Genomic DNA, 26356 nt, shown 5'->3' with positions numbered 1-26356 from the left:
TCAATAAAATAAACTTGACTAGCCAGTTAATTCTGACATTATATTTTCGTTCAAGGAAAGACCAGAGGGGAGGAAAAACAATTAGCAGCATAATAAAGGAACATATAGCAGCTATTTGGTGTCGCTTGTTTTCTGTGTATGAGAGGAATAAAAATATTCCGAATATAACAGAAAAGTAAATGGACAACAACCAACTAATTACTTTGCGGAGCGCGATCGTATTACAACATCTCTTCCCGACTCTAATTATAGTTCCTATGTAACTAAATAATTAACAAACACTCATAGCTCGGCCTGTCTGTTGCAATCAAGTCTCTACCAGTTTTTAACAGGTTCCCAGGCTCTGTCTGGGAACCGATATCACTCTTGCTCTGCCTCGCTTGGGGGAGAAAAAGAGGAGGCAGAGCCTCCGGATATGCGTCCCCAGGATCTGCCTGGGAACGAGCCAAAAGTGTCAGCAGTCAACTCTCAACTATCTTCAAACCATCTCAGCCGAAACAGGCATTGCAGGCTGCGGCTGGAACTGGAACAGCGAATAAACCACGTTGCGGCGGATATCCGTCATCATGTCCAAAAACAGCTCGTAACCTTCAGTTTTGTACTCGATTAACGGATCTTTTTGTCCGTAACCGCGCAATCCCACAGACTCGCGCAAAGCATCCATTTGCTGCAAGTGTTCGCGCCACAAAGTATCAATTTGCTGCAAGATAAAGAACCGCTCAGCATCGCGCATCAAATCCGCACGGATGGCATTAACTTCCGCTTCTTTCATGTCGTAAGCGTTGCGGACTTGTTCGTGGAGGAAAGTTTTGATTTCCTCAACTGACAAATCTTCTAATTGATCGGGAGTCATGTCAGCTAATAAATAAACAAATTCCTTTACCTTGCTGACAAGTTTTTCGAGTTCCCATTCTTCCGAAGGCAAATCGGGATTGATGTATGCTCCCACGATGTCGTCCATCGTTTGTTCCGCATACTTAATTACCTGTTCCTTCGAGTCCAAACCTTCCAAGACTCGGCGGCGTTCCGCATAGATTGCTCGACGCTGATTGTTCATCACTTCGTCGTATTCAAATACCTGCTTGCGGATGTCGTAATAGTAGGTTTCGACTTTTTTCTGGGCGCCTTCGAGGGAACGAGTCAGCATTCCCGATTCGATCGGCATATCCTCCTCAACACCGAAAGCCTTCATCAAACCGGCCACTCGTTCGCCGCCGAAAATCCGCAGCAAATTGTCTTCCAAACTCAAGAAAAACCGCGTAGAACCGGGGTCTCCTTGGCGTCCCGCGCGGCCGCGCAACTGATTGTCAATCCGGCGCGATTCGTGGCGTTCGGTACCGATAACGTGCAAGCCACCCAACTGCACAACTTCATCGTGTTCGGTGCTGGTAAAAGCATCGTACTCGCTGCGAGTTAATTTGTAAGCTTCCCGCAATTTTTGAATTACGATGTCTTTGGTCGGCGCTTTTTCCGAGGCTACAGCCACGATGTCATCGGCTGCTAATTCCGAGAGCGATCGCTCCCCGTACTCCTTCACCGCCAATTCCACCGCCGCTTTCAGCAGTTGTTCGGTCTCTTTCGATAGCTGCGTTGGGAAAATCTGCGCCGAAGCTTTCCAAGACTTAGTTTTTTTCGCAGTTTGACCAAAACCTTGGGCTGCGGGGCGGCCGCCCATACCGGGCGCTTGCACCAGCGAAAACCCGTCTTCATCATCGGGGCGCACGATCCGGGGCATCAAATACTCGCGCAACTTCAGCCGTCCCATGTACTCGGAATTACCGCCCAAAATGATGTCGGTACCGCGTCCCGCCATGTTTGTGGCGATCGTCACAGCACCTTTGCGTCCGGCTTGAGCGATAATTTCCGACTCCCGCTCGACATTTTCCGGTTTCGCATTCAGCAAATTGTGAGGAATCTTGAGTTCCCGAAGCAGCCGCGACAGCAACTCCGACTTTTCCACGCTCGTAGTACCCACCAGCACCGGCCTACCGATTTCGTGCATTTCGGCGCATTCTTGGGCGATCGCCTTCCACTTGCCGGCCTCCGCCTTGTAAACCATATCCGAAAGGTCAGTCCGGCTGGGAATCCGGTTAGTCGGAATCAATGTGACTTCCAGGCTGTAAATCTTCTCAAACTCCGTTTCCTCAGTCTTCGCCGTCCCAGTCATCCCCGACAGCTTCGGATATAGCAAAAAGAAATTTTGATAAGTAATAGTCGCCAGCGTCTGAGTTTCCGGCTGAATTTCCGCGTGTTCTTTCGCTTCGATCGCCTGGTGCAAACCGTCACTCCAGCGCCGTCCCGGCATTACCCGCCCTGTAAACTCATCGACAATCACCACTTCGCGATCGAGATTGACGATGTAGTTAATATCCTTAATAAACAATTCCTTCGCCTTAATCGCATTAAAAATGTAATGCGCCCAAGGGTCAGCCGGGTCGTACAAATCGGTAACGCCCAACAAATTCTCAGCTTCACCAAACCCTTCATCGGTCAACAGCACGTTCCGCGCTTTTTCGTCAACCTCGTAATGTTCCTCATTTTCCTTTCTCAGAGCAGCAGCCACCTCAGCCGCCCGGATGTACTTCTCGCTGGGGCGTTCCACCTGACCCGAAATAATTAGAGGAGTCCGGGCCTCATCGATCAGCACCGAGTCAACCTCGTCAATTACGCAGAAATTAAAAGGACGCTGCACTACATCTTCCATGACAGTAGCCATGTTGTCCCGCAGGTAGTCAAAGCCCACTTCGCTGTTAGTCGCGTAGGTAATATCGCAGCTATAATTTTTCTTGCGTTCCACCTGATCCATGCCCTGCTGGATCAGTCCCACAGTCAATCCCAGGAAGCGGTGCACCTGCCCCATCCATTCCGCGTCCCGCCGTGCGAGATAATCGTTGACGGTGATGATGTGCACGCCTTTACCGTTGAGGGCGTTGAGGTAAGCCGGTAGGGTTGCTACCAGAGTTTTGCCTTCACCTGTTTTCATTTCGGCAATTTGGCCTTTGTGTAAGATGATTCCGCCGAGGAGTTGGACATCAAAGTGGCGCATTCCCAAAACTCGTTGTCCCGCTTCCCGCACCACTGCAAAAGCTTCCGGCAAGATTTCGTCTAGGATCTCTTTCTCTTCGTTAAGAGATTTAGCTTTGGCCAGACGTTCTCTAAATTCCGCTGTTTTGCCTCTAAGGGCGTCGTCTGAGAGGGCGCGGAAGTCTTCTTCCAAGATATTGATATCAGCTACCCAAGGCTGAAATTTTCTCAGTTTGCGCGCGTTGGGGTCGCCTAGCAGATTTTTAAACATGGCAGGAGAGGCAGATTTTTAATAATTTAGGTATTAGCTTTCAGGGTTACGGGCTGTAGTGTTAGCCACAGAGTTTACCTTTCCCGATTGTAGCAACCATTGGCAGTCCTAGGCCGTCGAAGGCGCCCTTGGGGGCGATTTGGGATTTGGGATTTGGGATTTGGGATTTGGGATTTGGGATTTTGGATTGAAGAAGTGACTTCTCTTGTCCCTTGCTGATTCAGCAAATCATTTCCACAAACTATTGAGTAAGGGCGTTATGCGGGCAGTTTGTGGATTAGGTGTATAGCCCGAAGGCGGATGAGGAGATTTTAGAGCAACGGGAAGTCATTGTAATTATGTCCTTCTGATCCTTCGCAAGGCTCAGGACTGCGAAGAATCGAGCGAGATTCTTCCCGGAGTTTACTTGCAGAACCCTTCACTCCGTTCTGCAAGTAAACTCCGGGTCGGGATCGGAATGACAGACCATAGATGCGTAAGTCCTGTACTCAACAAAACGGTTACTCAGTTTTACTGACGAACTTATAAGCTTGATAACCTCCGTAGGTTAAAAGTGCCCCTGCTGCCACAATTCCTGCAACTGGGAGAGTCACAGGAGCAGCCACAATAGTTGTTGCTGTCGTTGTCAAGCCCAACCAACCTGCGACACCAGCAGCAGGCACTGTTGCAGTAGTGGCTATAGGTACAGTGGCAATTGTAATTGAACCCAATGACGAACCACCAAGTGCAGCGATTCCAGCGATCAACTCGTTTTTTATTTCTCTAACTATTGTGATAATTGTATATTTTATCTCATAAAATAACGCAGATTTTTTTTCTGTAAATATCAAATTAAAAAAATTAGAATTTTCCAGTGTCTATACGGGGCTGCAACGCAGGATTTTAAAAGATTGATAATCTCAACTATTCTTAAATTTAGGAGACACTTCAAACGCTAATTGTGACCCATAAAAACAAACATCAAACTCAGTAAAAAAATTAGTTCGCCCTAAAAGAATGGGAATATTATTCACCCTAGTCCAGGCAAAAACTAACTGAACTGGATCAAAGTCCCCTACTTTTGCCAAGACTAATAACCCTTTCGTTTCAGCACTCGCTAAATTTCCCGCTAAAGTAACAGAAAATCTTTGCTCTTCCCAAATTGCCCCTAATTGCACCCCAACATTATAGGGCAAAACATTTACGCTAGCTCCTGTATCCAGTAAACCCATAACCTCAACAGAACGATTTTGATAAGTTAGTGTTAAAGGCAGATACGGAACATCAGCTAAAACACCTGACTCATCTCGTTTAGCTTGAAAAGAATATCGCCTACCATTAAACATTTTGAGTTGGTTTTTGTTCTGTTTCTAGTAACTGCATTAATTGCTCTGCTGCACTATTAGAAGTATGCACGGAATACATGATTTCAGCAGATTCGTTGCCCATGACAATTCCTTCTTCTTTCGCCAATTCTGCTATTAAAAACAGCATTATCTGAAATTTATCAGTACGGGACAATTGCTGAAGTTGGGTTAATAATTTAAGATTTGACATAAAACGCCATTGAATTGGTTTTTTCATTTTACCACGACCTTGAGATTTAAACCACTCCAAAACAGTAGTGTCAATCTCTAATTCCTGAACAGGCTTTCCGGCCTGTTCCACAAAGAATGAATTTGATTGTGGAACAGGCCGGAGAGCCTGTTATTGAGAATGGTGTAAGATGTGAGATTAACCCTACTCTTCAACAGGCCGGGACACTTCGTAAGTCAAAAAGTCATAAGCCATTTTCGTGTTGGGAAAAATTGCCTGGGCTTCTTTGAGCAAATCGTCCAGGACGATCGCATTTCCCGGAGCGTAACGCGGGCTAAAATGCGTCATAATTAACTGTTTCGCCCCAGCGAGCAAAGCAACTTGAGCCGCCATTGTCGAGGTTGAATGCAGGCGATCGAAGGCCATTTGAGCATCTTGATGGGCAAAAGTCGCTTCGTGCACCAACAAATCGGCATCCTTCGCCAATGCCACCGCCCCGTCACAGAAAACCGTATCCGTACAATACACAAACTTGCGCCCGACTTGATCCGGGCCGCAAAAATCACTACCTTTAAACTGTCGCCCGTCAGCTAATTTTACCGTCTTTCCTTGTTTTAATTCGCCGTAAACTGGCCCGGAAGGAATACCCACAGCCTTCGCTTTTTCAACATCAAAATGTCCCGGACGGTCTTTCTCGGTAACACGATAACCAAAAGCAGTAACTCGGTGTTTCAAAGGAGCGCAGCTAACAATATATTCGTCATCTTCATAGACAACTCCCTCGTGACTTTTGTGCACCTTCACCGGGTAAGAAAAATGAGTTTGAGAATAGCGAACGCCAGCTTGCAAATATTCTTCAAGTCCCGGAGGCCCATAAAGATCGATGCGCTTGACATTCCCCGCCAAACCGCAGCTAGCCAGCAAACCCATTAACCCGAAAATGTGGTCGCCGTGCAGGTGAGTGATGAAAATCCGGCTCAGTTGGCTGACTTTGAGGTCGCTACGCAGAAACTGGTGCTGGGTTCCTTCGCCGCAGTCAAACAGCCAGAGTTCCGCTCGCTGGGGCAAGCGCAGGGCGATGCTGGAAACGTTGCGCGATCGCGTGGGGACGCCGGAGCTAGTTCCGAGAAATGTAATCTGCAAGAGTCAAATCACCTCAATTAAATCTTAAAAAATATGTTACAAATATCCAGGGTGCGGCCAATCCGACATAAAGGAAATAGTCCCAGGCAGGAACCGGGATAAATCGCTGTTGCTGCTAGCATCTAGTCGCTCCAATCATTTTTGACGCACAAAGTGCCAAACCCAATTCTAACGTTTTCTTTCTGCCGTTATCCTTCCTTTTTCCCGAACCTTCCCCTTAAAAATTCTCAAACTCGTACAGCACAGGAGGAAAATTTTCAAATGCAGTCAGGAGTGTTCTTTGGTTCCGTTCTTTCGACATTAAAAAAACGCTATTTTTGGATTTCGCTGTTCTTGTGGCTGGTAATGGTAGCGCCAGCACAGGCCGGGCTGATTTTGCGAGTTGCGGTACAAGACGGGACAAGTCAGATCAAAGTCGGTAGTTCTACTAAGGCTGCAATCCGCGACGGTAGCGGGCGCAATTTGGGGGAACTGTCGGCCAACAGTTCTCAGTCGGCTCAATTTCGATCGGGAACAGTGGCAATTGGGCCCTGGGCGGCCAATCAAATTTGGATCGAGCCGACCGGAAACGGTTATGTTTGGATTGGCGATCGTTGGTATCGGGGACGCACGCTTCTAGTTCCCGACAAAGGAGCCTTGACTGCCGTCAACTACGTCGATATCGAACAGTATCTCTACAGCGTTCTGGGCGCCGAAATGAGCGGCAATTGGCCTCAAGAGGCTTTGAAAGCCCAAGCAGTCGCCGCCCGTTCCTACGCTCTCCACAACCGCCTCAAAAGCGAAACCGACCTTTACGATGTGGACGACACTCAGTCTTCGCAGGTGTACAAAGGACTGCAAACAGAATCTTCTGGGACTTATACCGCCGTCGATGCCACCGCCGGTCAAGTTCTCACCTACAACGGTCAGATTATTTTAGCCGTTTTCCACTCGGCGTCTGGCGGACATACCGAAAATGTTGAGGATGTTTGGACGGAACCCCTGCCTTACCTGCGTGGTGTTCCTGACTTTGACCAAGGGGCGCCGGTTTACCAGTGGAAAGAAAATTTTTCCCGAGATCAGATGAGCAGCAAGATTTCTGGCGTGGGTAACGTCATCTCGATGAAGCCAGAACGCACTACCGCTTATGGCAGCGTTTTGTCAATGAAAGTAGTCGGAGATGGTGGTTCTAGGGTGATGACTGGCGCGGATCTGCGTCGGGTTCTAAATTTGAGGAGTACCCGCTTTACCGTGATTCCTCAGTACGGCGGGATTTTTAGTAGCCAAAATAGCGGGAAGCCTCCTACAGGTTTTCAAGTTGCTGGTAAAGGTTTCGGTCACGCTGTGGGGATGAGTCAGTGGGGGGCATACAATTTGGCTAGGCAGGGATACGGCTACCAGCAGATTTTGTTGCATTATTACCGGGGTGCTGCTTTGGCTAGAATTGCTGTGCAGTAATTGCTACACATTTGTTATTGGTTATTTGTTACTGGTTATTGGTTATTGGTTATTTGTCATTAGTAGCAACTCACAATTCACCAACAATACCTAACAACCACCAACAAATAACTAATCACAAATAACTAATCACAAATAACTCATAACTAAATTAAGGATTGCTATGCAAAAGTGGGATTATTTATTTGTGGATGCGAATATGTATCCTTTTGGAAATAAGCTAATTAGTTTATATGTAAATGGTGAGGAGCTGCGAGATTGGAAACAAGGCTCGCTGCATCTATTTGTCAATCAGTTGGGGGAGGAGGGGTGGGAACTTGTGGCTCTCCGACATGACTCGAAGTACGACCAAAATTGTTTGATTTTTAAACGCCCTAAGGTTGTTAAAAAAACTAGGAATACGAAAAATTCTGACATTAATAAAATTTGAAATTTGGCAGCATTCTCAGCAACGGGCTCTCCGGCCCGTTCCACCTCAATAAAAAATTTTCTTGTGGCACAGGCTCGGAGAGCCTGTTCTTGACTGGCTCGCGTGCCAGTTCCATCACAACAAATATATTGGATTGTGGCACAGGCTCGGAGAGCCTGTTCTTAACGGGCTCGCGTGCCAGTTCCATCACAACAAATATATTGGATTGTGGCACAGAAATCTTGCCTGTTCTTGAAAATAGTGCAAGATATCTGTGCAACCAAACCTAACCACATATACTTGTTTTTTGTCATTAGTATTATAAGTTGTCCGATCGCCCAATTCGTCGCTGCCATTCGGCATCTATTTTAGCTGACTGTTCTAGTTCTTGTTGAGTTAATTCGGTTTCTGTGGTATAAGCTAAGTCTTCTCCTGTCAGAACATTTTCTGCTGCAAATTCCCGGGCGTAGGCCAGTTTTTGCTGCAAGTTGGCATCGGGTTCGTTTAATAACATGGCTCGCTGCTCCCGCTCTTGATTGCGGGCTTCTATCTTGCTATTTTTCCACTGAATCCAGAAGTAGCGAATTAAGGGAATGCTGAGAAATCCGACGCCGTAAATCAGGAGCATTGGATAAATACCGCTGACGAAACCGATGAATCCACCTGCGATCGCACTTTTAGTCAATAAATTCCCCAAAACTAACGCACCGACAAGATTTACGGCTCCCAACCCTGCTGCGAGCATGATTTGGCCGGAGTCGGCGTGGCTGAAACGCCACAGCATTTCTCGCAAATAAGCTGCTACTGGTTGAGGATTATTCTCGACGGCTGTGGTTTGCAATTGGGGAAAATGGTAGACTATTTGCCCTTCGGGACTGACTTCGGGGCGGCCGTCAAAACGCGCGAGAGCAGGTAACATATATTCTTCGTATTCTCGGGCGTATCCCTGTCCGAGATTGTCGAGATAGGGCGCAATTTGTTCGGCGGCGACGGCGCCTCGGTTGTTGCGAATTGCTGCTGCAATATCGCTCCACTTGCGCTCTTCTAGATTTTTATTGGGATTGCCATCTCCAAATATAAATGAGAAAACTGCTTCCAGAAAACTCATCTGGGGTTTTTGGCCGGTTTTGCGCGATCGCTGCTGGTAGTATGGTTCGTCATGGTTCCAGTAAAATATCCAGATTAAGTCGTTCCAGAAGTAGGGAAAAAAGAAAAAGCCGCCGCCGCCACCACCTCCGTCGCCACTTCCTCCGCCTCCGCCTCCCCCGCTATCGTTGTTGCTCATGCTGGAGATTAAAAGCGTGATAGCAACAAAAATTAAGAGGATGGAAGCTACCAGCACTATGCCAAAAGATATCCGAATCAGGTAAAATAGAATTTTCCAGATTTTTTGCCACCATTCCTGCAACTGCAAGCGCAAGAATTTGTTTCGCAAAATATCTCGAAAGTTGTTGGGAAATAGGTAGGCTATGTCGCCGGATTCTGCTACTTGCAGGTTCCCACCTGCTTCGGAGGCCAGCGTTAACAGTTCTCGCTGGGCAAAATTGACATCTAATCCAGCTTTTGCCGCCACGTCTCCAACCGTAACGCGGTAGCCAAGTTGCTCGACGGCTTGCATAATGGTGGGATTCGGAGCCATAGGTTTCTCTGTGTAAAAATTACCCGTTGTTTTTATTATATATTGCGGGATTTAGAGCTGGTACAAGCCGATCGGGCTTCCGAGCTTTTTTGCGGCCGCCCTTGACTTGAGAGCCAAATATTGCTATGGTTTCGCCCGATCGCCCGTTTAGTCCGGCAAATAAGTTAAAGAAATGTGGTTTTTTTTGCAAGTCTGGCAATAGGTATTTTAAAATAGACAGGATTTGCGCTAGTGTCGCAAGCAAGCGCGTGTTTTCAGGTTTGCAGTTGTGTCTCACCAGCTTTTGAGAGCATCCTCGGCGCAACTCTCAACCCAAACAGTTGCAAAACTCTTAATAGGAAAACTTTACAGGCTAATTTTATGATTAGCTACTAACCAAAGAATCGAATTATGCCCAGAACTCAACGCAACGATAACTTTATTGACAAAAGTTTCACGGTAATGGCCGATATCATTCTGAAGATTATGCCGGCGAAAAAGAAGGCGAAGGAAGCTTTTGCTTATTATCGGGATGGTATGTCGGCTCAAGCTGATGGCGAATATGCCGAAGCGCTGGACAATTATCATGAAGCGCTAAAACTGGAGGAAGATCCTTACGATCGCAGTTATGTATTGTACAATATGGGCCTGATCCATACTAGCAACGGCGAACACGATAAAGCTTTGGAGTATTACAGCGAAGCGCTTGAACTGAATCCCAGAATGCCGCAAGCGCTGAACAATATTGCTGTGATTTACCACTATCAAGGCGAAAGGGAAAAGGAAGCTGGCAATGTTGAAGCGGCGGAAGGGCTGTTTGACAAAGCTGCGGATTACTGGAAGGAGGCTATTCGCTTGGCGCCGAACAATTACATTGAGGTGCAGAATTGGCTGAAGACGACAGGGCGATCGCAAATTGATGTGTATTTTTAACCTCGGTTGTTACAATTTGAGGGGAATGGGGCATGGGGCATGGGGCATGGGGCATGGGGCATGGGAATGGGGCATGGGGCATGGGGCATGGGGCATGGGGCATGGGGCATGACCAATTCCCAATTACTAATCGGTAATGACTAATAACCAACGACCAATGACCAATGCCTTGTTTGGCCAATGCCCAATGCCCTGTTTCGCCAATCCCCAATGACCTGCGCGGGCCCATGCCCAATTCCCCATGCCCCATGCCCCACTGCCCTATTCCCAATGCCCAATGCCCAATGCCCCATGCCCTGTTTGGCCGATGCCCGATGCCCGATGCCCAATGCCCCATGCCCAATGCCCCATGCCCAATGACTAATTTTTATGATTGACAAAGAAGAAGTTCGGAAAGTAGCGAATTTAGCCCGACTCGAATTAACGCCGGAAGAAGAAGAGCAGTTTACTGGTCAACTGAACGGTATTTTGGATTATTTTGAGCAGTTGAGCGAACTGGATACGAGTAAGGTAAAACCGACAACTCGGGCGATCGATGTTAGCAATGTTATGCGATCGGACGATTTGCAACCTTTTGCTAACGGCGAGAGTATTTTGGCTGGAGCTCCCGATCGCGATGGCGAGTTTTTCAAAGTGCCTAAAATTATGTAGTCCTCCTAAACAGGCTTTTCGACCTGTTCCACAAGAGAATTAATCTTCCGTGGAACAGGCAGAAAAGCCTGTTCACTTGATTAAGTAGCCATTGCAAGAGACGAGATCCAGGTAGCATGGAAACCGTAAGGAACGCGCTGAGGCATAAGTACCCGCGCTACAGGTTCAGATGTGAAGTTTTGGGCATCAATAACCAGTAACTCAGACTGCTTGGCTACCGCATCCCAGACCATCGTCAGCAACCAACCATCGTCCTCAGCAATAGCACCAGGTCGAGGTGCAAACGCACTATCACCGCCAAAACGTCCCCGTCCAAATTCATGCACTTGGGAGCTACCAGTTTTCAAATCATACTTAATCAAACCATCCAATAATAGTCGGGGTCTCATGTAGGTAGCCTGCTGTGAAGCGTACATATAACGTGTTTTCCGACCTGTGAAATCATCGTTAATGCGAGGAAATTCTGTGGCAACATCATCCAAAGCCTCTTCTTTGACAACACCCGTCGCTAGGTTGATCCGATAGCGATACAGCCGGAAGTGTTCAAACTCAGTTTCCCCACCTTCACCTTTGTCTTCTTGAGGAATAAATAGATAGGTATCGGGTGTTCGGGTAGCCAAGAGCACTATCTCGTCACCTTCTTCCCAAGCATTACCCACATGGTAGAGCATACAGGCAGAAACCTTAAACCAGCGGATTGTCCGATTATCGCCATTGCGCGGTAGGATGCCTATACGGCTGGGGTTTTGAGGCTCAAACTTAATGGGTAGCTGACCTTGCATAATTCGCATCGGTTTGAAAGTCAGCGGCATATCTAGGAAAATGGTGTAGTGTTCAGTAATGGCAAAATCATGCATCATCACCGGGGCTGGTATGTCAATAGACACGGTTCGCTTTAATTCCCCTTCTTTTGAAACGACGCTATATTCCAGGTAAGGCGGAGCAATAGGTGCGAAGCCGAACACAATCATTTCACCCGTCACCGGGTCAACTTTTGGGTGCGCTGTAAAGGTAGAAGCTAGTTTGTCTTTAAAAGTATATACACCAACTGTTTCTAAATCTGGAAGCCCGATTTCATAGGGTGCGCCAGCTTCCCAGAGAGCCAACAATTTACCAGCGTGCAATACACATGAAGTATTGGCGGTATTCTTCATCATCAAGCCGTAGGGTGTGTCAAACCTTGGCAGGTTCAGCAGCCCTGGCCAAATTGCTTTAGCTTGAGTTTGCTCGACTTTAAACCCATCTGTGCGGATGTAGCGGTTGCGGTAACTAGCTTTGCCATTACTAATCTCTACACAGTGGAGCATTCCATCTCCATCTAACCAGTGATGGAGTCCAATGGGCTTAAATTGCGGATTGGGACCGTTGCGAAGAAACATCCCCTCCAATTGTTTGGGCAGTTGGCCTTCTACTGTCAGGTTGTCCGCAGTGATTTCTTTTTTTACTGGGGCGAAGTTGTCAGTTAAATAGAGTTTCGCCATATCGTCTGCGAGAATTTTCGTACTCGCAGTGCTACTGAAGCGACTTATGACTTGATAGGGAACGCGAGCATAATAGCCAGTCCCAATTGATGTTTGACTAACCATTGATGAGCGCTCCATCTGTAGTACGTTAGCCAGGAATTTGCTATCGAGCATCATACTCATGAATCGGCGCTGTAGAGTAAGTTGGCGACTTGAGACGTTCGCTACGTCTGTAGCTGCAAGCTCTGCTACAAGTTCCTTTTCCTGGCTATCCAACGCACCATCGCTATACATCAAGGATTCAAGGGCTTCATACAATTCCTGAAAATCTTTGTCTTCACTATGATTTCCTAAATAGGCTTGTAACCAGCTATAACATTCTTCAGGCTGTACTGGCTTATCTACTGATAACAAGGATTTAATCTCCGGATCGTCAGCCAGTCCTTTCTCATTTACCATCCGTTGCAAAAAAGCTTGTTCTCCTGGTTCGAGTACCCCATCGATCCAGGCAATACCGATGAGGAGTTTTAATAACTGCTTATTATTTTTTGAAGACCCTTCTGTATTTGCAAGTAAGGTAGCTTTGGGAATTGCAACATCAAAATGCTCATTATTCTTTGCATCATTGCGAATGTTCTTCTCACTGCTATACAATATTTTGCTCAGATCGGGCGATTTGACAACAATATATAAATCAGGATTGCCTTCAAGTTTCTCAAATTTGCCTCTAAAATCTGCTTCCGAGTAAGTAATTTCAAAGGTTCCATTGCTATTGGTCTTTACTTTTCCTAACTTATCGTTCTTAACAAGATCCTTGTCAAAGGCTTCGATAATTAGGTTAGGAATACCATTACCACTTTCGGCTTCGTAAACTCGTCCAGTAACTTTAAAAGACATTCGATTCTCCTGCAAACAATTTTGCTAGGTATTATACAGTTTTGTAGCTCAACAAGTTGGTATGTCTGTGTAAAGTTATATTGCTGTCAGCCTCTAAAACCACAATTAGTTACATTGGTCAATATAGTAAATTGGTCAATTACAGCACTTTCCGATGCTATGAGGTACAGTAACAAAAATTAGTGAACCAATTTTTTAAATGGCTAGGATTCATCAAATCTAGGGCAACTGCTATTATCTTATCAATCATTGCTTGGGTCTTGGGAGCAAAACTTATTGACAATTTTTGGACCAAGTGCGCTGTCACTATTTTTGAGCGGAGGTCGAGGGAGTAGGATTTCATTACATGAGCCTATATGTTGTTTTCCACGCGCTCGCTCGTACCTCATAACATCGGAAAGTGCTGTATGATATTGCATCGATGAATGTGCTAAATTCTCACTCCAAAAGATGCGGCTAATTCCCTTTCTGGCTGCATACCAACTGTCGGCGGCATCGAACGATTGGCTACTTGCTCGATCAATTGTAATTGCTGCGGCAACATTTTAGCTAAACAGTAGCGTTCTAGGGCAGTTTGACGAGCCTTGACGCGAATTTCTGCCATGCGGGTAGGATGGTCTAAAACTTCATCAATGCGATCGGCTACTTGTTTCGGCGAGAAGTAATCGACGATTAAACCGTTTTCTCCATCGCGGATAACTTCTCTCACCGGGCCTGTATCGGAACCAATTACTAAACATCCTGCCGATAGAGATTCAATCATCGACCAAGATAGCACGAAAGGTCTGGTTAAATAAACGTGTACGTCCGATGCTTGAATTACTTTTAAATACAGTCCGTAAGGTAGCGGCCCGACAAAGTGCACTCGCGACATATCTAGCGGCACTTTTTTGAGCATATGGTCTTTGTAAGACTCGCCGTTGGGTAGGGAACGGCCGTAACAAACTCTGTCTGAACCAACAATTACAACGTGACAGTTGGGGCGGCGTTCTTGCACGTAGGCGATCGACTCAATGAACTCTGGAAAGCCTCGGTAAGGTTCCATTCCCCGCGATACGTAGGTGACAATTTCATCAACGCCGGACAAGTCTAAGTTAGGCAAAACCAGTTTAGCACCGGGGTCTGGTTTGAAGTAATCGGTGTCTACGCCGTCGTGAAGTACGGATAATTTTTGTTGAAATTCTGGCGGAAATTGCGATCGCTGCCAATAAGTCGGCGACAAACCCCAATCGCAAGAGTATAAATCGATTAAAATCGGCGCATTTTTGATTCTAATTCTCGCCATGTCGTCAACGCTTAAAGGTTCCGCCGGATCGAAATCTGCGTCGGAACCAACGGCGTGATAAAACCACTCAAAATAACACAATACTGGTGTATTGGGAAACGCTTCTTTGACAAATAGTGTCGGCCCCCAACCGGAATGTCCGCAGATCACATCGGGCACAAAACCATCTGCTTTCAGTTGTTCTGCCATTCTAAATACGGCTTGTCCGTAGATGACGGCACTTTCTAAAGAGCGCACGTATTGGTGAGTTTGCGCGTTGGGTTCCCGGCTGGGGGTAAATGCTGCTTTGCGAACTCCGGGAATGTTCCATTCTGGACGTTCGTTTTTAGTACCGAAAACAATTTGATTTTTGGGATTTGCGCCTAAAGCCGTGATAATGTGGCGGTATTGGGCGGGGAAGTTGGGGTGGAGAAATAATGCTTTCATTGTGGAAGGAAGAAGGAAGATGGAAAAAGGAAGATGGAAGATGGCCCTTCGGCTTCGCTCAGGGTAAAAACAGGGAAGAAGAAAGAAAATATTTTGCTTTAGTTACAAAGCTCTGATGTTAAGAGCGCGCATATTTTTAAAGCATTGTAGATGAGTCATTCGATCCCCCCTAACCCCCCTTCTTAAGGGGGGGACAAGAGCGTTAAAGTTCTCCTTGTCAAGTACGAGATAGCAGGGTCAAAGTCCACCTTGTTAAGAGGCAAAAGACCATCACAGTCAGAATTTTTAAGAGGTCAAATCCTCAAAGTCCCCCTTCTTAAGGGGGATTTAGGGGGATCTAGACTTGGATACCAACCCGATTTATCAAGGTTTTTAGCCTTCAATTTACACTAACGGTGCTTTGCAGATCCAGACGCAATCTCGCGGTACTGAAGATGTATTTTTCAGGATGATTTCATAGTTTAAATGGTTGAGAAATTTTTCCATAATTGTATCAGTCATTACTGAGAATGCAGTGCCATCTCTGCGTCCCAGCAAGTTTTTGTCCCACTCGCCGGCAAATTTTTGCCACCCTAATTCGCTGAGAATATTGCTGTGGTGGAAGACACAAATGCGAGATCCCCGCAGCAGTTTCGGAATGCGAGTTAAATAGTTGAATATGTCCACAGGCTCTACGTGTACCATTGTATCGTAGCAAAAGCAGACATCCGCTGCACCCTGGCCGATGCCGTCTAGTGTTAAGCCGTTGAGTTTGACGTAGGAAACGCGATCGCCTCCTAAGCGCGATCGGGCGGCTTGCAGCATTTGACTGGAAATATCGGCGCAAATTAGGCGATCGCAATATTTCAGCAACAGCGAACCAGTTTTACCCCCACCGATACCAATTTCTAAAACCCTATGTTCTGGTTTGATGTACGGTGCAATAAATTCCTGTTCGATCAGTGCTTCGTATTCGGCTAAGGAGTTGGCTGCACCGGCAGCTTTACCTATCCATTCATCGCCAATATGGGCAAGTTCCGAATTAGTTTGTTCCCACTGTTGGGCGTAACTGTCCCATGCCGTTTCATAATCTACTCTTGGGCGATCGGTCATTTTTTCATCGTTGATTTTTGCTTATTTTATAGTATAGATGGATCAATTTTCGATAGGTTCCGCAACTCTCCATAAATTATGTTATTTTGCAGTCACGAAAATATTAAATAGGTTAGTAGTGAGGACTTCAGTCCTCTGGCTTTTATGAGGACTTCAGTCCTCGCTACCAACCTGCGATCGCACTGTAATATCTAATGACTGCTAAAATATGCTTCGCAGAAAATGTCTGCATAAGCTTGAGTCATCTCCTCAAAAGTATTGAGTGAATCCAAGACATATTTAGCATTTCCAGCTAACTGCTGGCGCAACGATCGATCCTCCAATAAACTAATCAAAGCTACAAGTAATTGATCCGGACGATCTGGCGTATAAAACAAACCGTTAATTCCCGGCCTCACTTGTTCCTTAATTCCAAAAACGGGCGAAGTAATAATTGGCAAATCGCAGGCCATCGCCTCCAAAATCACTCGCGGAAAACTTTCAACGCGAGAAGTGCAAACAAATATATCCGCCGCTTTGTAATATTTTCCTGGTTCCCCAGTTTCCGGGACTATTGTCACCCTTTGCCGCAACTGGGCCGGCAATGCGCTCACCATATCGGCTAATTTATTGCTATAGATACTCGGTCGATCGCCCACAATGAAACACCTAATCTTATTGTGCCATTTCTCAGGCAAAAGTGAAAGAGCTTGAACCAAATCCTGCTGGCCTTTGCGTTCGCAGACAGTTCCCAACAGCAACAATACCACATCTTCCGCTGCAACACCTAAACTTTTTCTAGCCTCTTCAGAATTATCAGAATTTTCCAGTTTGCTCAAATCTAAGCCGTTGTGAATTACTGTGAAATTGTGGTGGCTGTTGAGAGGTAAATACCTGTCGCGCGTTGCATCCGCCACAAAAATCACCTTGTAAGGAAAACGAAAACAATCCAAAGCTCTCGCCGCAATCTCCGAACCAAACCTGTTAAAATAAGTTTGCCACGGTTCGCTTTCGTGCACGTTCCACACCACAGGAATGCCGATGTGCTGCGCCGCATCAACTACAAAAAAGTTTTCTAAAGTATTAGCATAAATTGCATCTACTTTTAAACTTTCAATTTCCTTGCTAAAACTGCCGATAGCTTCATCGTAAGCATCGCGCTGGTAGATGTGTTCGAGGGGATTGTCGCGCACAATTACTTCAATTCCCTGCTGTTCGTAAGCTTGGCGCAGGGGGCCGTCTGTGGTGCAAAGTACGATCGGCAAAATCGCACCCTCAGCCGCCAACTTCACCGCAATTTCGTACTGATGCAGCGGTGCCCCCGTAAAATCCAGCGAATTGCTGCACATCAAAACCTTAAGAGGATGAATAAAATGTTTAGCTACTGATAACACACGGGAATCATCAAATCTTAACTCTTCCTTCTCCTTTCCATCCGTTACATCCGTTACATCCGTTACATCCGTTACATCCGCTACATCCCGCACATTGCTCGCTGCCGAACTTTCCTCTCCTTTCATAAAAACCCGTCGAGGTTGAATATGAAAATACTCATCTTCCAAAGACAAATGAGGACTGTAAAAACTGTCAGTTTTTCCCGCATACTTGCGCCGAAAAGCCGCCACTTCTTGAGGATTATCAGTAAAACCTCTCGAAGTTCCCTCTTTGTGCAACAACTCCGCATCGGGACAATAGACACATCGATAACCCCGTTCTAACAATCGATATCCGTAATCGACATCATTGTAAGCAACAGCAAAATCATCCTCATTAAAGCCGCCCAATTCTAAGAACAATTGACGCGGAGTAATTGTGCAAGCAGCAGTTACCGCCGAGTAATTTCGCGTTACCATCGCTTGAGAAAGATAGCCTCGATTATCCTTATCCATCAGCTTAAAAGCGTGACCCGCCAAACCGTGATGGAGGCCGTGAATTACTCCTGCGTGCTGAATTCTACCGTCGGGATATAACAGCCGCGCGCCGACTGCACCGACGTTGCTAATTTGAGCGTATCCCACCATTTGACTCAGCCAGCGCGGATTAATTACCTCAGTATCGTTGTTCAAAAACAAGACATATTCGCTGTCAACTTTCTCGACAGCGCGGTTGTTAATTGCTGCAAAACTAAACTTTCCACCAGGATTTTTGATCCGCAAAACTTGGCAAGTCAATTGCTTTAAATATTCCAGAGTTTTGGGATCGTCGCTTTCATTGTCGATGACAGCAATTTGAAAATTATTGTAGCTAGTCGCTTCGAGAGAATCCAGACAGGCTTTTAGCAATTTAAATTGATTTTTCGTGGGGACGATTACCGTTACTGACGGGCCATCATCGGGGAAATCCTGGGCAAATATGCCCAAATTTTCTTTAGTCGCCCAGGCGTGCTGAGCAACATTGCCGTTAATTTGTCGGCGGTTTAGTGCGTCTTGAATTGCTTTTTGACCTGCACCAAAACTGGCGGGTTTGGCGGCCCCAGATATGGCTGTAGAACCGGGTGCTGTTCGCCAATGATACAGCACTAGAGGCAGGTGCGCGACGTGGCGACAAATTTCGGTTGCTCTTAATGCAAAATCGTAATCTTGCGAACCTTCAAAACCGAGGCGCAAACCGCCTATTTCTTCAAAAATATGTTTTCTGACGGCGCACAAATGACCGAGATACATATAGGAAAGCAGCAGTTCTGGCGACCATTGCGGTTTGAATTGTGGGGCGAAACGGCGACCTTTGGTGTCGATTTTGTCGTCGTCTGAGTATAGAAAATCGGTGGTGGGATGGGTGGCAAAATATAGGGCGACTTCGCCCAATGCGTCGGGAGTTAGTTCGTCGTCGTTGTCCAAAAATAGGATGATGTCGCCTGTTGCGAGGGCGGCGGCGCTGTTGGTGGCGGCGCTGATATTGCCGTTTTCTGTGCGAAATGTGATGCAAATACGATCGTCCTTTTCGGCCCAATCTTTCAAAGCGTCAGCAACCGTAGCATCGGTACTGCGATCGTCAGCGATGCAGAGTTCCCAGTTTTGATAGACTTGATTGATTACACTGTCGATCGCACTTTTGAGAAAATCTATCTGCGGATTGTACACCGGCATAACCACCGAAATCTTTGGTAGCGCTGTCCCACAGGATTTTAACCGAGAAATCAGATAATCGCGCGCGCGATCGTTCCACTGATTCACCTCCAACCAAGCATCATACCTATCAATCGGTTTAGGAACCACAAAACCCGCAGGCGGCAGCAAATCCCCCGGAGAAATCAACTGTTTTTGCTGCTGATAAATCTTCCCAAACTGGCGCATCACCTTGACTATTTCCCAAGGCATCGGCACAATTCTGCCCAGACGCTGTTTTCTCTCCCTAGCCCGCTGCCGGATTGCTTCTACAAAACTCGAAAACTCCTCAAATTTATCAGCACTTCGCTGCCAAATATTGTATCGCCGCACAGTCAATATTTTCGGCGCTTGAAAATACAAAATTTCCCCAGTTTCTAACTCAGCTTGCAGCGCCACGTGCCATTCCCCTGGCGGCAAATCGACAAGGGCTTCAAAGCCGCTTTCCGAACTGTTAACCCAGTCAGGAAACACTTCCCCGACATCTTTTCTGCGCAAACCGTAGGCGCATTCTACAGAAGTATCGCCGCACAAAAAGCTTAATTTAGCAATTTTGCGATCGTGGTGACAGCACCAACCTGCAAACAAAATTTGACCCTGACGCTGTTCCCACACCACAGGTACATCTAACGATGCTTGAATCGTTGAAACCAACAGCGGATAAGCTGCTAAAAGATACCATTTCCCGCCCTCATCTTGCGCTTCCAGCAGCACTTCGTGCCGTCCTGCCGGCGCTGACAATTCAATTGTAAAACCAGATTTTAGCGCCGCCGGCATATTAGAATGTGCAGCGGCTATATCGCTTCTTTCTATGCCGTAAACAGCAGCGAAACTCTTGCCTTCAATTCGGGCGCGGACTGCTTGAATATGTTTTGTTCTGTGAAAAACCCAGCCCACAATTAGCAGGTTAGAATCGCAAACTTGCCAAGTGGTGGGTTGGTCTAGCGAAAAAACAAAGCTTGGGAAAAAGTCGCGGATTCGGCGCTGAAATTCCCACCATTTTTCTCTCAGTTGCCACCAGTCAGAAGACTTGATAGCAGCAATTTCTGCTCGAACTCTTTCGATTTCCTGGCGCGCTTCTTCTAAGTCTTCCCGACTTTCATTTAATTTTTCCTGAGTTTGAGTTTGTACTGTTTCCCACCGCAGCAACTCAGCTAACTTTTCCTGCAACCTGAATTCTTTATCTTCAATTTGTACCTGAGTTTTCCCTAATTCTGCTTCTAATTCCAAGACTTTCGCTAACGCTGTTTGAAAGTGGGCTTCTTTGCCGGCAAGCTGTATCTGAGTTTGTCCTAATTCTGTTTCTAATCCGAGCAGTTTCGCTAAAGCTTCTTGAAAATTTGCTTCTTTACCGGCCAGTTGTACCTGAGTTTGCCCTAATTCTGCTTCTAATTTCAACACTTTTGTTAAAGCTTCTTGAAATTGCGATTCTTTGCCGTCAAGCTGTACCTGAGTTTGTCCTAATTCTGTTTCTAATCCGAGCAGTTTTGCTAAAGCTTCTTGAAAATTTGCTTCTTGGCCGGCCAGTTGTACTTGAGTTTCTCCTAATTCTGTCTCCAATCCCAACACTTTCGCCTGGGCTTGGTGAAATTCTTGTTGCCATTGTTTGACTTCGGAATTGCTGGTTTTTTGCTGTTTTTCCAGCAAGCGGATTTTTAGCCAATCTTCAAAAGGGCCGACACGAGATGCTGGGAAGTGAATAATTTTGTCACTCGCCAACTTGGATTCGCTGCTGAGATTGCCGGCTTGGGTTTCTAAAACTTGATAGAGTTCTAATGCTTCGGGAAAATATTGTTCTATTAAACTTGGTCTGTGACTTTTGACAATATCGTTGACTAATAAAGATTCTTCAAAATTGTCGGCTGGTATTGCACCTAAATTAACATTAAATTTGTCGTTGACTCGATCGATAAACTGTTCGGGAGTATTGCCGATCGGGTAAACGTTGGCCAGCAGACAGCGATCGGGAAAACTTTCGTACAATTCTAAGACTTTTTGGTTGTAGTGCAGCCACATTTTTACTGCCATTTGGGGATTTTGCAGCAAGCTGACATCGGTTCCCCGGCGGTACAGCGAATCCACTACTTCCCAGGGCGATCGATAAACGCAGATGAAATTGGCTTCGGGAAGCAAATTTAGCCAAAAATCCCAAAACAGGGCGGTTCGCGGGTCTTTCCAGCCCCAATGCTTGTGAGGAAGTTGGTTTTGGTCGATCGCCCGTTTGGCAATTTCCACATCTGACGCTGCTACCGGAATCGTTTTTTCAAAAGTACAGCCGAGTTCATCTATGCCGTGCGATCGTAAAACACTCTTGTGAAACTCCACAAAATCAACATTCTCGAAATGACCTTTCAAATTTCCGTCGGCCGGGCCCACTAACTTTTTGCCAATATCAACCCCAACTTTTTGAAACAAAGAAGCTGTTAAAGACGTACCGGAACGGTGCATTCCAGTAACAATAAAAACCGACGGTTTGCTGTCATTCATACTCACAATTTCTCTCCCTCGCCCTAATTCCCACACCATTTTTACTCGCTACACTATTTACCCAAAAATGCAACTTTAGGTAATATCCCAACACTTAGTTCATCATCTCTCCCAATCTCCAATCCCAAATCTCAAATCTCAAATCTCAAATGGTCTTGTCTTATTCTCCCGCTAAGCCTAGCGAGCGCCTGACTTGAAACCACGCGCTTCTCAGCTTCCAGAACTTGCTGCTTTCCATGGCCACAACTCGACTTTGCGATTGCTCTAATTTTTTCTTCACATTGATTAGCATATTTTCAGTTTTATCCAACTGCATTTGCAGAGACACTAACTGACTTTGAGTTTGTTCCAACTGCGAATGAACTGAAATTAATTGATTTTGACTTTCTTCCAACTTAGCATGAGATGTTTCTAACTTAGTTTCAGCAATCATTAACTTACTTTGACTTTGATCCCATTCTATCTTAGCCGCAGCTAACTGAGTTTCAACCAATTTGAGTTTGAGCTGAGTAGACCCCAACAAAGACCGCGATTGCTTTTGGCTTACCAGCGATTGCACCGTGCAAGTTTCCAGAATCCATGTCAAACCGTAGTTATTGATTGCTTTGACGGTTAACACATCCTGTGGCGCCACAGTATTTTTCGGTAAATAACAGTTCCAACCCGACTGTAAAGCCACATCAGTTTTAAAATGTCCGGCCACATCCGGGCGATTATAAAAAGGCTCGCACCTCTGCACAATCTGGTTGTTTACCAGGACTTGCACCTCCTCAATTCGACCGCCGAGATTCAGATCTGCCGCCCATCCTTCCAGATACAAATTCTCCTGATTCGTAAAAGCAGCAACATCAACATATCCTTCGGGGTGGTGATATAATTTCAACTCCGAAAAATCTCTAACTAGCTCATTTGTGACAACATACAAATCCTGAAATCTGCATATGCCTTTTTCGATGCGGTGAACAAAAGCTTTGCCTGCGCTAACTTTATCGACAACTTCTCTGACAAACTTTTCAGTTACATAAGTTGTGCCGTATTCCTCCTTATCTAAAGACTGACTTTCGCTCAGGGCGCTGAACAAAATACCATGAGCAGGCATTTCTACATTAGGAGCTCGCAAACACTCATCGTGAACGCTGAACATCAAAATGCCGTTAGGAGTCAACAAATCATACAAGTTTTGCAGCCAACTCGTAAAAGTTCTTTCCGGCATATGGCTGAAAAAAGAATTAGCCAGAATGCAGTCAAACTTGCGATCGATTAAATAATTTTCTGGTTTTCCCGTCGAGACAATACCGCTGACGCCCAAGTATTCAGTCTGAAACTTGACCGCATTAGCATAAATATCAGAAACCCAAACTTTTTCCGGCGGCATTTCCTGAATCAAAAAACGCGTAAATCTACCGTAACCGCAGGCAAAATCTAGAAAAGACGGTACATTTTCAAAACTGCCAAAATGCCAATCCACAACCTGTTTAACCGTATCCAGGATGCGTCGCCCGAGCGAATAATAGCGCACCAAAGCCCGATCGCGATCGTCCTTGACATTGCTCAACGCAAACAAATACATTTCATCGTCTTCGCAGATATTTAGTTTAAAATCTTCGGGAAACTTAGCTTGCTCTCGAATAAATGCTTCGATTACCGGATTTTGGACTAAATCTAAATTGCTCTCGCTCATTGTTTTCACAGAATTTTAGATGACTTCGGTTGACGCCTCTTTCACCAGAGAATCAGAATTAACAACAGTTAAACACGGTTCGATCAGCAAGTCAACGATGCCGTTACCGCAGGACTCAGTACAAGACTGAACTCTAAACATCGCCACATCAACGCAGCGATCCAGATAAGTTAAATCCTCATCTACCGTTCCCACAACCCCTGCATTCAAAAAATAAACCCCTGGATTTAGCAAACATTTAAACTGAAACTTCACGACAATTGTCGTTCCCGCTTCCACATACCTAACTGACTGACTAGAAGCCTTTAAAGAAGCACCAGCCAACTCAAAACCGCTAATCGTTTTAATCAACATTCCAAACCTCACCTTGGAAGTTGACCGCGAGAAAGTGACAGAGTAAGTGTAAATATAATCTTGACGACCAATCAAGTGATTTACCACAGTTCCCGACCGAGTCTCGATGTGGGGGTTGATAATTTCCGCTCCGCGAGACGGATACCTCACCGTATTCGACGGTATCATTCCCGGATCGTAAAATTCATCATAATGTTCCTGGGATTTCGAGTGATATTGCTCCGGTTTCACCTCCGTCTTTGTGCTTTCTAAATTAGCATCCTGAAGGTTGTTTTGACTTTCTTGCTTTGTGAGTTGATTCAGCGCTCGAATATCTGACTTCAACCCCAATACTTTATCTGGGTCTGCATAGATCAACTTTTGATACTTAGAAATCACCACCTTCGGCGTGTGAGCCAGCAGCAATTCTCCGCTATCCATTAAAATCGCCGACGTACAAAGTTGCACCACCGAAGTAGCAGCGTGAGACACAAATAAAATCGTACCGCCACCTTCCTGAATGCTTTGCAATCGGGCAAAACACTTGCGCTGAAAAGCTTCGTCGCCTACCGAAAGCGCTTCGTCAACGACCAAAATATCCGGCTCGACGCTAGTCGCCACAGCAAAAGCCAGCCTGACAAACATACCGCTGGAATAAGTTTTGACTGGCTGTTCGATGAAATCTCCAATATCAGCAAAAGCAGCTATTTCGTCAAACTTTTCTTCAGTTTCTTTTTGACTGAATCCCAATATCTGAGCGTTGAAAAATACATTTTGCCGCCCGGTAAATTCCGGGTTAAACCCGCTTCCTAGTTCCAATAAAGCGGAGACTCGTCCTTTCACATCCACGCTGCCGGTGGTGGGCGTCAGAGTCCCCACAATTATTTGCAAAAGAGTGCTTTTTCCCGAACCGTTGCGACCGACAATTCCCAGAGTTTGTCCTTGAGGAATTTCCAGATTGATGTCGTGGAGAGCCCAAAATTCGTCAGCGAGTTTTTTGGTGGGGTAAATAATTTCTTTTAAGCGGTCTCCTGGGCGATCGTATCGCTTAAAGCATTTAGAAACATTTTTTAGTGAAATTACATTTTCTGTCATCCGATTTTAGATTTTAGATTTTAGATTTTAGATTGATATCATGTCCGCTAGAACAAAAAATAGGTTTGTAGTGAGGACTTTAGTCCTCAGATTTTTATGAGGACTTTAGTCCTCACTACCCTTAAGAATGGGTTTAAAGCCGACTCCTTCTAGGGGAAAATCAAACAAAATTATTCACTGTTTCAATCCTCGGACTTTTAGGGAGATGTAGCTGTCAACTGATTAAAGCTGTCAACTGAATAAAAAACATCTTGATGGAGTTTTTTGATGTTAGATTGGCTTTAGATCTAAAACATATAGCGGTTCTCAAAAAAGTGAGGATAGCCCATAGCCTGGTTTGGCTTATGCCCTATGCCCTATGCCCTATGCCCTATGCCCTATGCCCTATGCCCTATGCCCTATGCCGCCGGATAGTACCTCATCTTTCTGAGAAAGGCTATATTACAGAACGTCAGCAAAAGCGGGGCGCAAACGGCGGTAAACTGCCAAACCTGCACAAAATATAGCAGCAGAAATCAGGGTGGCGACACCCCATTCGCCCCAATGCTTGACTTCTCCCAGCAGGATCAGATCTCGGTAAATCTCGGAGATGGCGGCCATGGGATTGAGCCAAAATATCCACGCTCGCCACTGTTCGGGGATGATTGATGCTGGATAGACGATCGGCGTCAAATAAAACCAAAAATTTAGAATAACACCTAATGTCTGAGGAATATCTCGCAAAAACACGGTCAAGCCGGCTGTCAAATATCCTAAGCCCGCTGTTAGCAGCAACTGAGGCGCCCAAACCAGTGGTAGCAAACATAAAGTAGCGTTGAGCTTTTGCGTGGACACTGCTACGATCAGAATTAAAGCTGCTAAACCCAGAGAACTTTCAATAAAAGCTGTCAAAATCGGCACTAGCGGCAGCAAACCGAGGGGAAATACCACTTTTTTAACTAAATTTGGCTGCCCTACCACCGATACTCCCGATTTAATCAAACCGCTGGTGAAGGCACTCCAAGGCAGTAAACCTGCAAACAACCAGACTCCAAAGGTAATGTCGCTGTTTTCGGGGAAGCCTGCAAGTTTGAGCTTTACCTTGAGGACGATCGAGAATACGTATGTATAAATCACCAATTGCGATAGCTGATTCAGCAGCGGCCACAAATTGCCCAGAATCGAGCCTTTGTATTGAGCTTCCAAGTCCCGGCGCACCAAAGTAGCCAGCAGATTCAGCTTCGTCCACCGCTGGCTACTTGCGGGCAGCCTGCCGCCCGCAGTTCGGGCCTTTTGGGCAACTCCTTTCACCGTTCTCAGCAATTTTTTCGCCCTCGTTCACTAACCTTCACACCTAAATCAACTCAAGCTACAATTGCGCAGCTTTTGCTAAACCGCAATTATTCCACAGCCCCGTCGTTTTGATCAAGCATCTGTCACGCTGGCTTCGGCTTCTTCCTTCTTCCCTCGGACTTTTGCCCTCGGACTTCTGCCCTGAACATCCATCCGTTAAATCCGTTAAATCCGTTAAATC

General features: G+C 45.9%; 19 protein-coding genes. 4 read left to right on the top strand and 15 right to left on the bottom strand.

From position 1 onward, the window contains the following. Positions 1–478 precede the first annotated feature (478 nt). The 5 genes from secA to QUB64_RS23975 all read right to left on the bottom strand — a co-directional run bounded on the left by secA (position 479) and on the right by QUB64_RS23975 (position 5953). Positions 479–3295 carry a preprotein translocase subunit SecA gene (secA, locus tag QUB64_RS23995; RefSeq protein WP_333268683.1) on the bottom strand — a complete coding sequence of 939 codons (2817 nt, stop codon included), beginning with the start codon at positions 3293–3295 and terminating at the stop codon, positions 479–481. A gap of 500 nt (positions 3296–3795) precedes the next feature. Beyond that, the gene (locus QUB64_RS23990) at positions 3796–4125 is read right to left on the bottom strand and encodes a hypothetical protein (protein WP_333268681.1); all 330 of its coding nucleotides are present in this window, start codon (positions 4123–4125) and stop codon (positions 3796–3798) included. A 69-nt stretch (positions 4126–4194) separates the two neighbouring features. Continuing rightward, positions 4195–4620: a retroviral-like aspartic protease gene (locus QUB64_RS23985; RefSeq protein ID WP_293128444.1), complete on the bottom strand. Its 426-nt coding sequence runs from the start codon at positions 4618–4620 to the stop codon at positions 4195–4197. Next, a complete protein-coding gene (locus tag QUB64_RS23980; protein WP_333268679.1) occupies positions 4613–4942 on the bottom strand; it encodes a hypothetical protein in 330 nt (109 codons plus the stop codon). Before QUB64_RS23980 ends, QUB64_RS23985 begins: the two co-directional genes overlap by 8 nt. 72 nt (positions 4943–5014) lie before the next feature. Further along, on the bottom strand, positions 5015–5953 hold the full coding sequence (locus tag QUB64_RS23975) for a ribonuclease Z (protein WP_333268677.1): 939 nt from the start codon (positions 5951–5953) through the stop codon (positions 5015–5017). Positions 5954–6214: 261 nt separating this feature from the next. Here QUB64_RS23975 and QUB64_RS23970 point away from each other — a divergent pair, with 261 nt between their 5' ends. Next, positions 6215–7390, top strand: coding sequence for a SpoIID/LytB domain-containing protein (locus tag QUB64_RS23970; protein ID WP_333268675.1), 1176 nt, complete (start codon positions 6215–6217; stop codon positions 7388–7390). A gap of 728 nt (positions 7391–8118) precedes the next feature. Here QUB64_RS23970 and QUB64_RS23965 read toward each other — a convergent pair. Together QUB64_RS23965 and QUB64_RS23960 are read right to left on the bottom strand one after the other, a co-directional pair. Further along, positions 8119–9438, bottom strand: coding sequence for a hypothetical protein (locus QUB64_RS23965; RefSeq protein WP_333268671.1), 1320 nt, complete (start codon positions 9436–9438; stop codon positions 8119–8121). Between the two features lie 19 nt (positions 9439–9457). Then, positions 9458–9682, bottom strand: a complete 225-nt coding sequence (locus QUB64_RS23960) for a hypothetical protein (RefSeq protein ID WP_333268669.1) — start codon at positions 9680–9682, stop codon at positions 9458–9460. Between the two features lie 146 nt (positions 9683–9828). Here QUB64_RS23960 and QUB64_RS23955 point away from each other — a divergent pair, with 146 nt between their 5' ends. After that, positions 9829–10350 carry a photosystem I assembly protein Ycf3 gene (locus QUB64_RS23955; protein ID WP_333268667.1) on the top strand — a complete coding sequence of 174 codons (522 nt, stop codon included), beginning with the start codon at positions 9829–9831 and terminating at the stop codon, positions 10348–10350. Between the two features lie 6 nt (positions 10351–10356). Continuing rightward, positions 10357–10494, top strand: a complete 138-nt coding sequence (locus tag QUB64_RS23950; RefSeq protein ID WP_333268665.1) for a hypothetical protein — start codon at positions 10357–10359, stop codon at positions 10492–10494. On the opposite strand, the gene QUB64_RS23945 is transcribed toward QUB64_RS23950, so the two are convergent. Continuing rightward, entirely contained in the window at positions 10491–10730 is a 240-nt protein-coding gene (locus QUB64_RS23945; protein ID WP_333268663.1) for a hypothetical protein, read from the bottom strand. The genes QUB64_RS23950 and QUB64_RS23945 overlap by 4 nt on opposite strands. Between QUB64_RS23945 and gatC the strand changes: the two genes are divergently transcribed. Next, entirely contained in the window at positions 10720–11001 is a 282-nt protein-coding gene (gene gatC, locus QUB64_RS23940; protein ID WP_293128462.1) for an Asp-tRNA(Asn)/Glu-tRNA(Gln) amidotransferase subunit GatC, read from the top strand. The two genes, QUB64_RS23945 and gatC, sit on opposite strands and share 11 nt — an antisense overlap. A gap of 80 nt (positions 11002–11081) precedes the next feature. Here gatC and QUB64_RS23935 read toward each other — a convergent pair whose 3' ends face one another. From QUB64_RS23935 to QUB64_RS23905, 7 genes are all read right to left on the bottom strand, one after another. After that, positions 11082–13361 carry a carotenoid oxygenase family protein gene (locus tag QUB64_RS23935; RefSeq protein ID WP_333268661.1) on the bottom strand — a complete coding sequence of 760 codons (2280 nt, stop codon included), beginning with the start codon at positions 13359–13361 and terminating at the stop codon, positions 11082–11084. 430 nt (positions 13362–13791) lie between these two features. Next, positions 13792–15072: a glycosyltransferase family 4 protein gene (locus QUB64_RS23930; RefSeq protein WP_333268659.1), complete on the bottom strand. Its 1281-nt coding sequence runs from the start codon at positions 15070–15072 to the stop codon at positions 13792–13794. A gap of 384 nt (positions 15073–15456) precedes the next feature. Beyond that, positions 15457–16164 carry a class I SAM-dependent methyltransferase gene (locus tag QUB64_RS23925; RefSeq protein ID WP_333268657.1) on the bottom strand — a complete coding sequence of 236 codons (708 nt, stop codon included), beginning with the start codon at positions 16162–16164 and terminating at the stop codon, positions 15457–15459. A 191-nt stretch (positions 16165–16355) separates the two neighbouring features. Next, a complete protein-coding gene (locus tag QUB64_RS23920; RefSeq protein WP_442921710.1) occupies positions 16356–21734 on the bottom strand; it encodes a glycosyltransferase in 5379 nt (1792 codons plus the stop codon). 160 nt (positions 21735–21894) lie between these two features. Continuing rightward, positions 21895–23415 (bottom strand): methyltransferase, encoded by a 1521-nt coding sequence (locus QUB64_RS23915; RefSeq protein ID WP_333268655.1) that lies wholly within the window; start codon positions 23413–23415, stop codon positions 21895–21897. 15 nt (positions 23416–23430) lie between these two features. Beyond that, positions 23431–24843 (bottom strand): ABC transporter ATP-binding protein, encoded by a 1413-nt coding sequence (locus QUB64_RS23910; protein ID WP_333268653.1) that lies wholly within the window; start codon positions 24841–24843, stop codon positions 23431–23433. A gap of 441 nt (positions 24844–25284) precedes the next feature. Beyond that, positions 25285–26133, bottom strand: coding sequence for an ABC transporter permease (locus QUB64_RS23905; protein ID WP_333268708.1), 849 nt, complete (start codon positions 26131–26133; stop codon positions 25285–25287). Between the last annotated feature and the right edge of the window lie 223 nt (positions 26134–26356).

Origin of the sequence: Microcoleus sp. Aus8_D2 (genome assembly GCF_036702665.1) — a bacterium.
Classification (GTDB): domain Bacteria; phylum Cyanobacteriota; class Cyanobacteriia; order Cyanobacteriales; family Microcoleaceae; genus Microcoleus.
The sequence above is the reverse complement of the archived record's forward strand: the minus strand, read 5'-3'. Positions and strand labels throughout refer to the sequence as shown.

Excerpts from the sequence above, each read along its gene's own strand:
- secA (WP_333268683.1), bottom strand. The coding sequence starts at position 3,295 with ATGTTTAAAAATCTGCTAGGCGACCCCAACGCGCGCAAACTGAGAAAA.
- QUB64_RS23985 (WP_293128444.1), bottom strand. The coding sequence starts at position 4,620 with ATGTTTAATGGTAGGCGATATTCTTTTCAAGCTAAACGAGATGAGTCA.
- QUB64_RS23970 (WP_333268675.1), top strand. The coding sequence starts at position 6,215 with ATGCAGTCAGGAGTGTTCTTTGGTTCCGTTCTTTCGACATTAAAAAAA.
- QUB64_RS23965 (WP_333268671.1), bottom strand. The coding sequence starts at position 9,438 with ATGGCTCCGAATCCCACCATTATGCAAGCCGTCGAGCAACTTGGCTAC.
- QUB64_RS23955 (WP_333268667.1), top strand. The coding sequence starts at position 9,829 with ATGCCCAGAACTCAACGCAACGATAACTTTATTGACAAAAGTTTCACG.
- gatC (WP_293128462.1), top strand. The coding sequence starts at position 10,720 with ATGATTGACAAAGAAGAAGTTCGGAAAGTAGCGAATTTAGCCCGACTC.
- QUB64_RS23935 (WP_333268661.1), bottom strand. The coding sequence starts at position 13,361 with ATGTCTTTTAAAGTTACTGGACGAGTTTACGAAGCCGAAAGTGGTAAT.
- QUB64_RS23930 (WP_333268659.1), bottom strand. The coding sequence starts at position 15,072 with ATGAAAGCATTATTTCTCCACCCCAACTTCCCCGCCCAATACCGCCAC.
- QUB64_RS23925 (WP_333268657.1), bottom strand. The coding sequence starts at position 16,164 with ATGACCGATCGCCCAAGAGTAGATTATGAAACGGCATGGGACAGTTAC.
- QUB64_RS23920 (WP_442921710.1), bottom strand. The coding sequence starts at position 21,734 with ATGAATGACAGCAAACCGTCGGTTTTTATTGTTACTGGAATGCACCGT.
- QUB64_RS23915 (WP_333268655.1), bottom strand. The coding sequence starts at position 23,415 with ATGAGCGAGAGCAATTTAGATTTAGTCCAAAATCCGGTAATCGAAGCA.
- QUB64_RS23910 (WP_333268653.1), bottom strand. The coding sequence starts at position 24,843 with ATGACAGAAAATGTAATTTCACTAAAAAATGTTTCTAAATGCTTTAAG.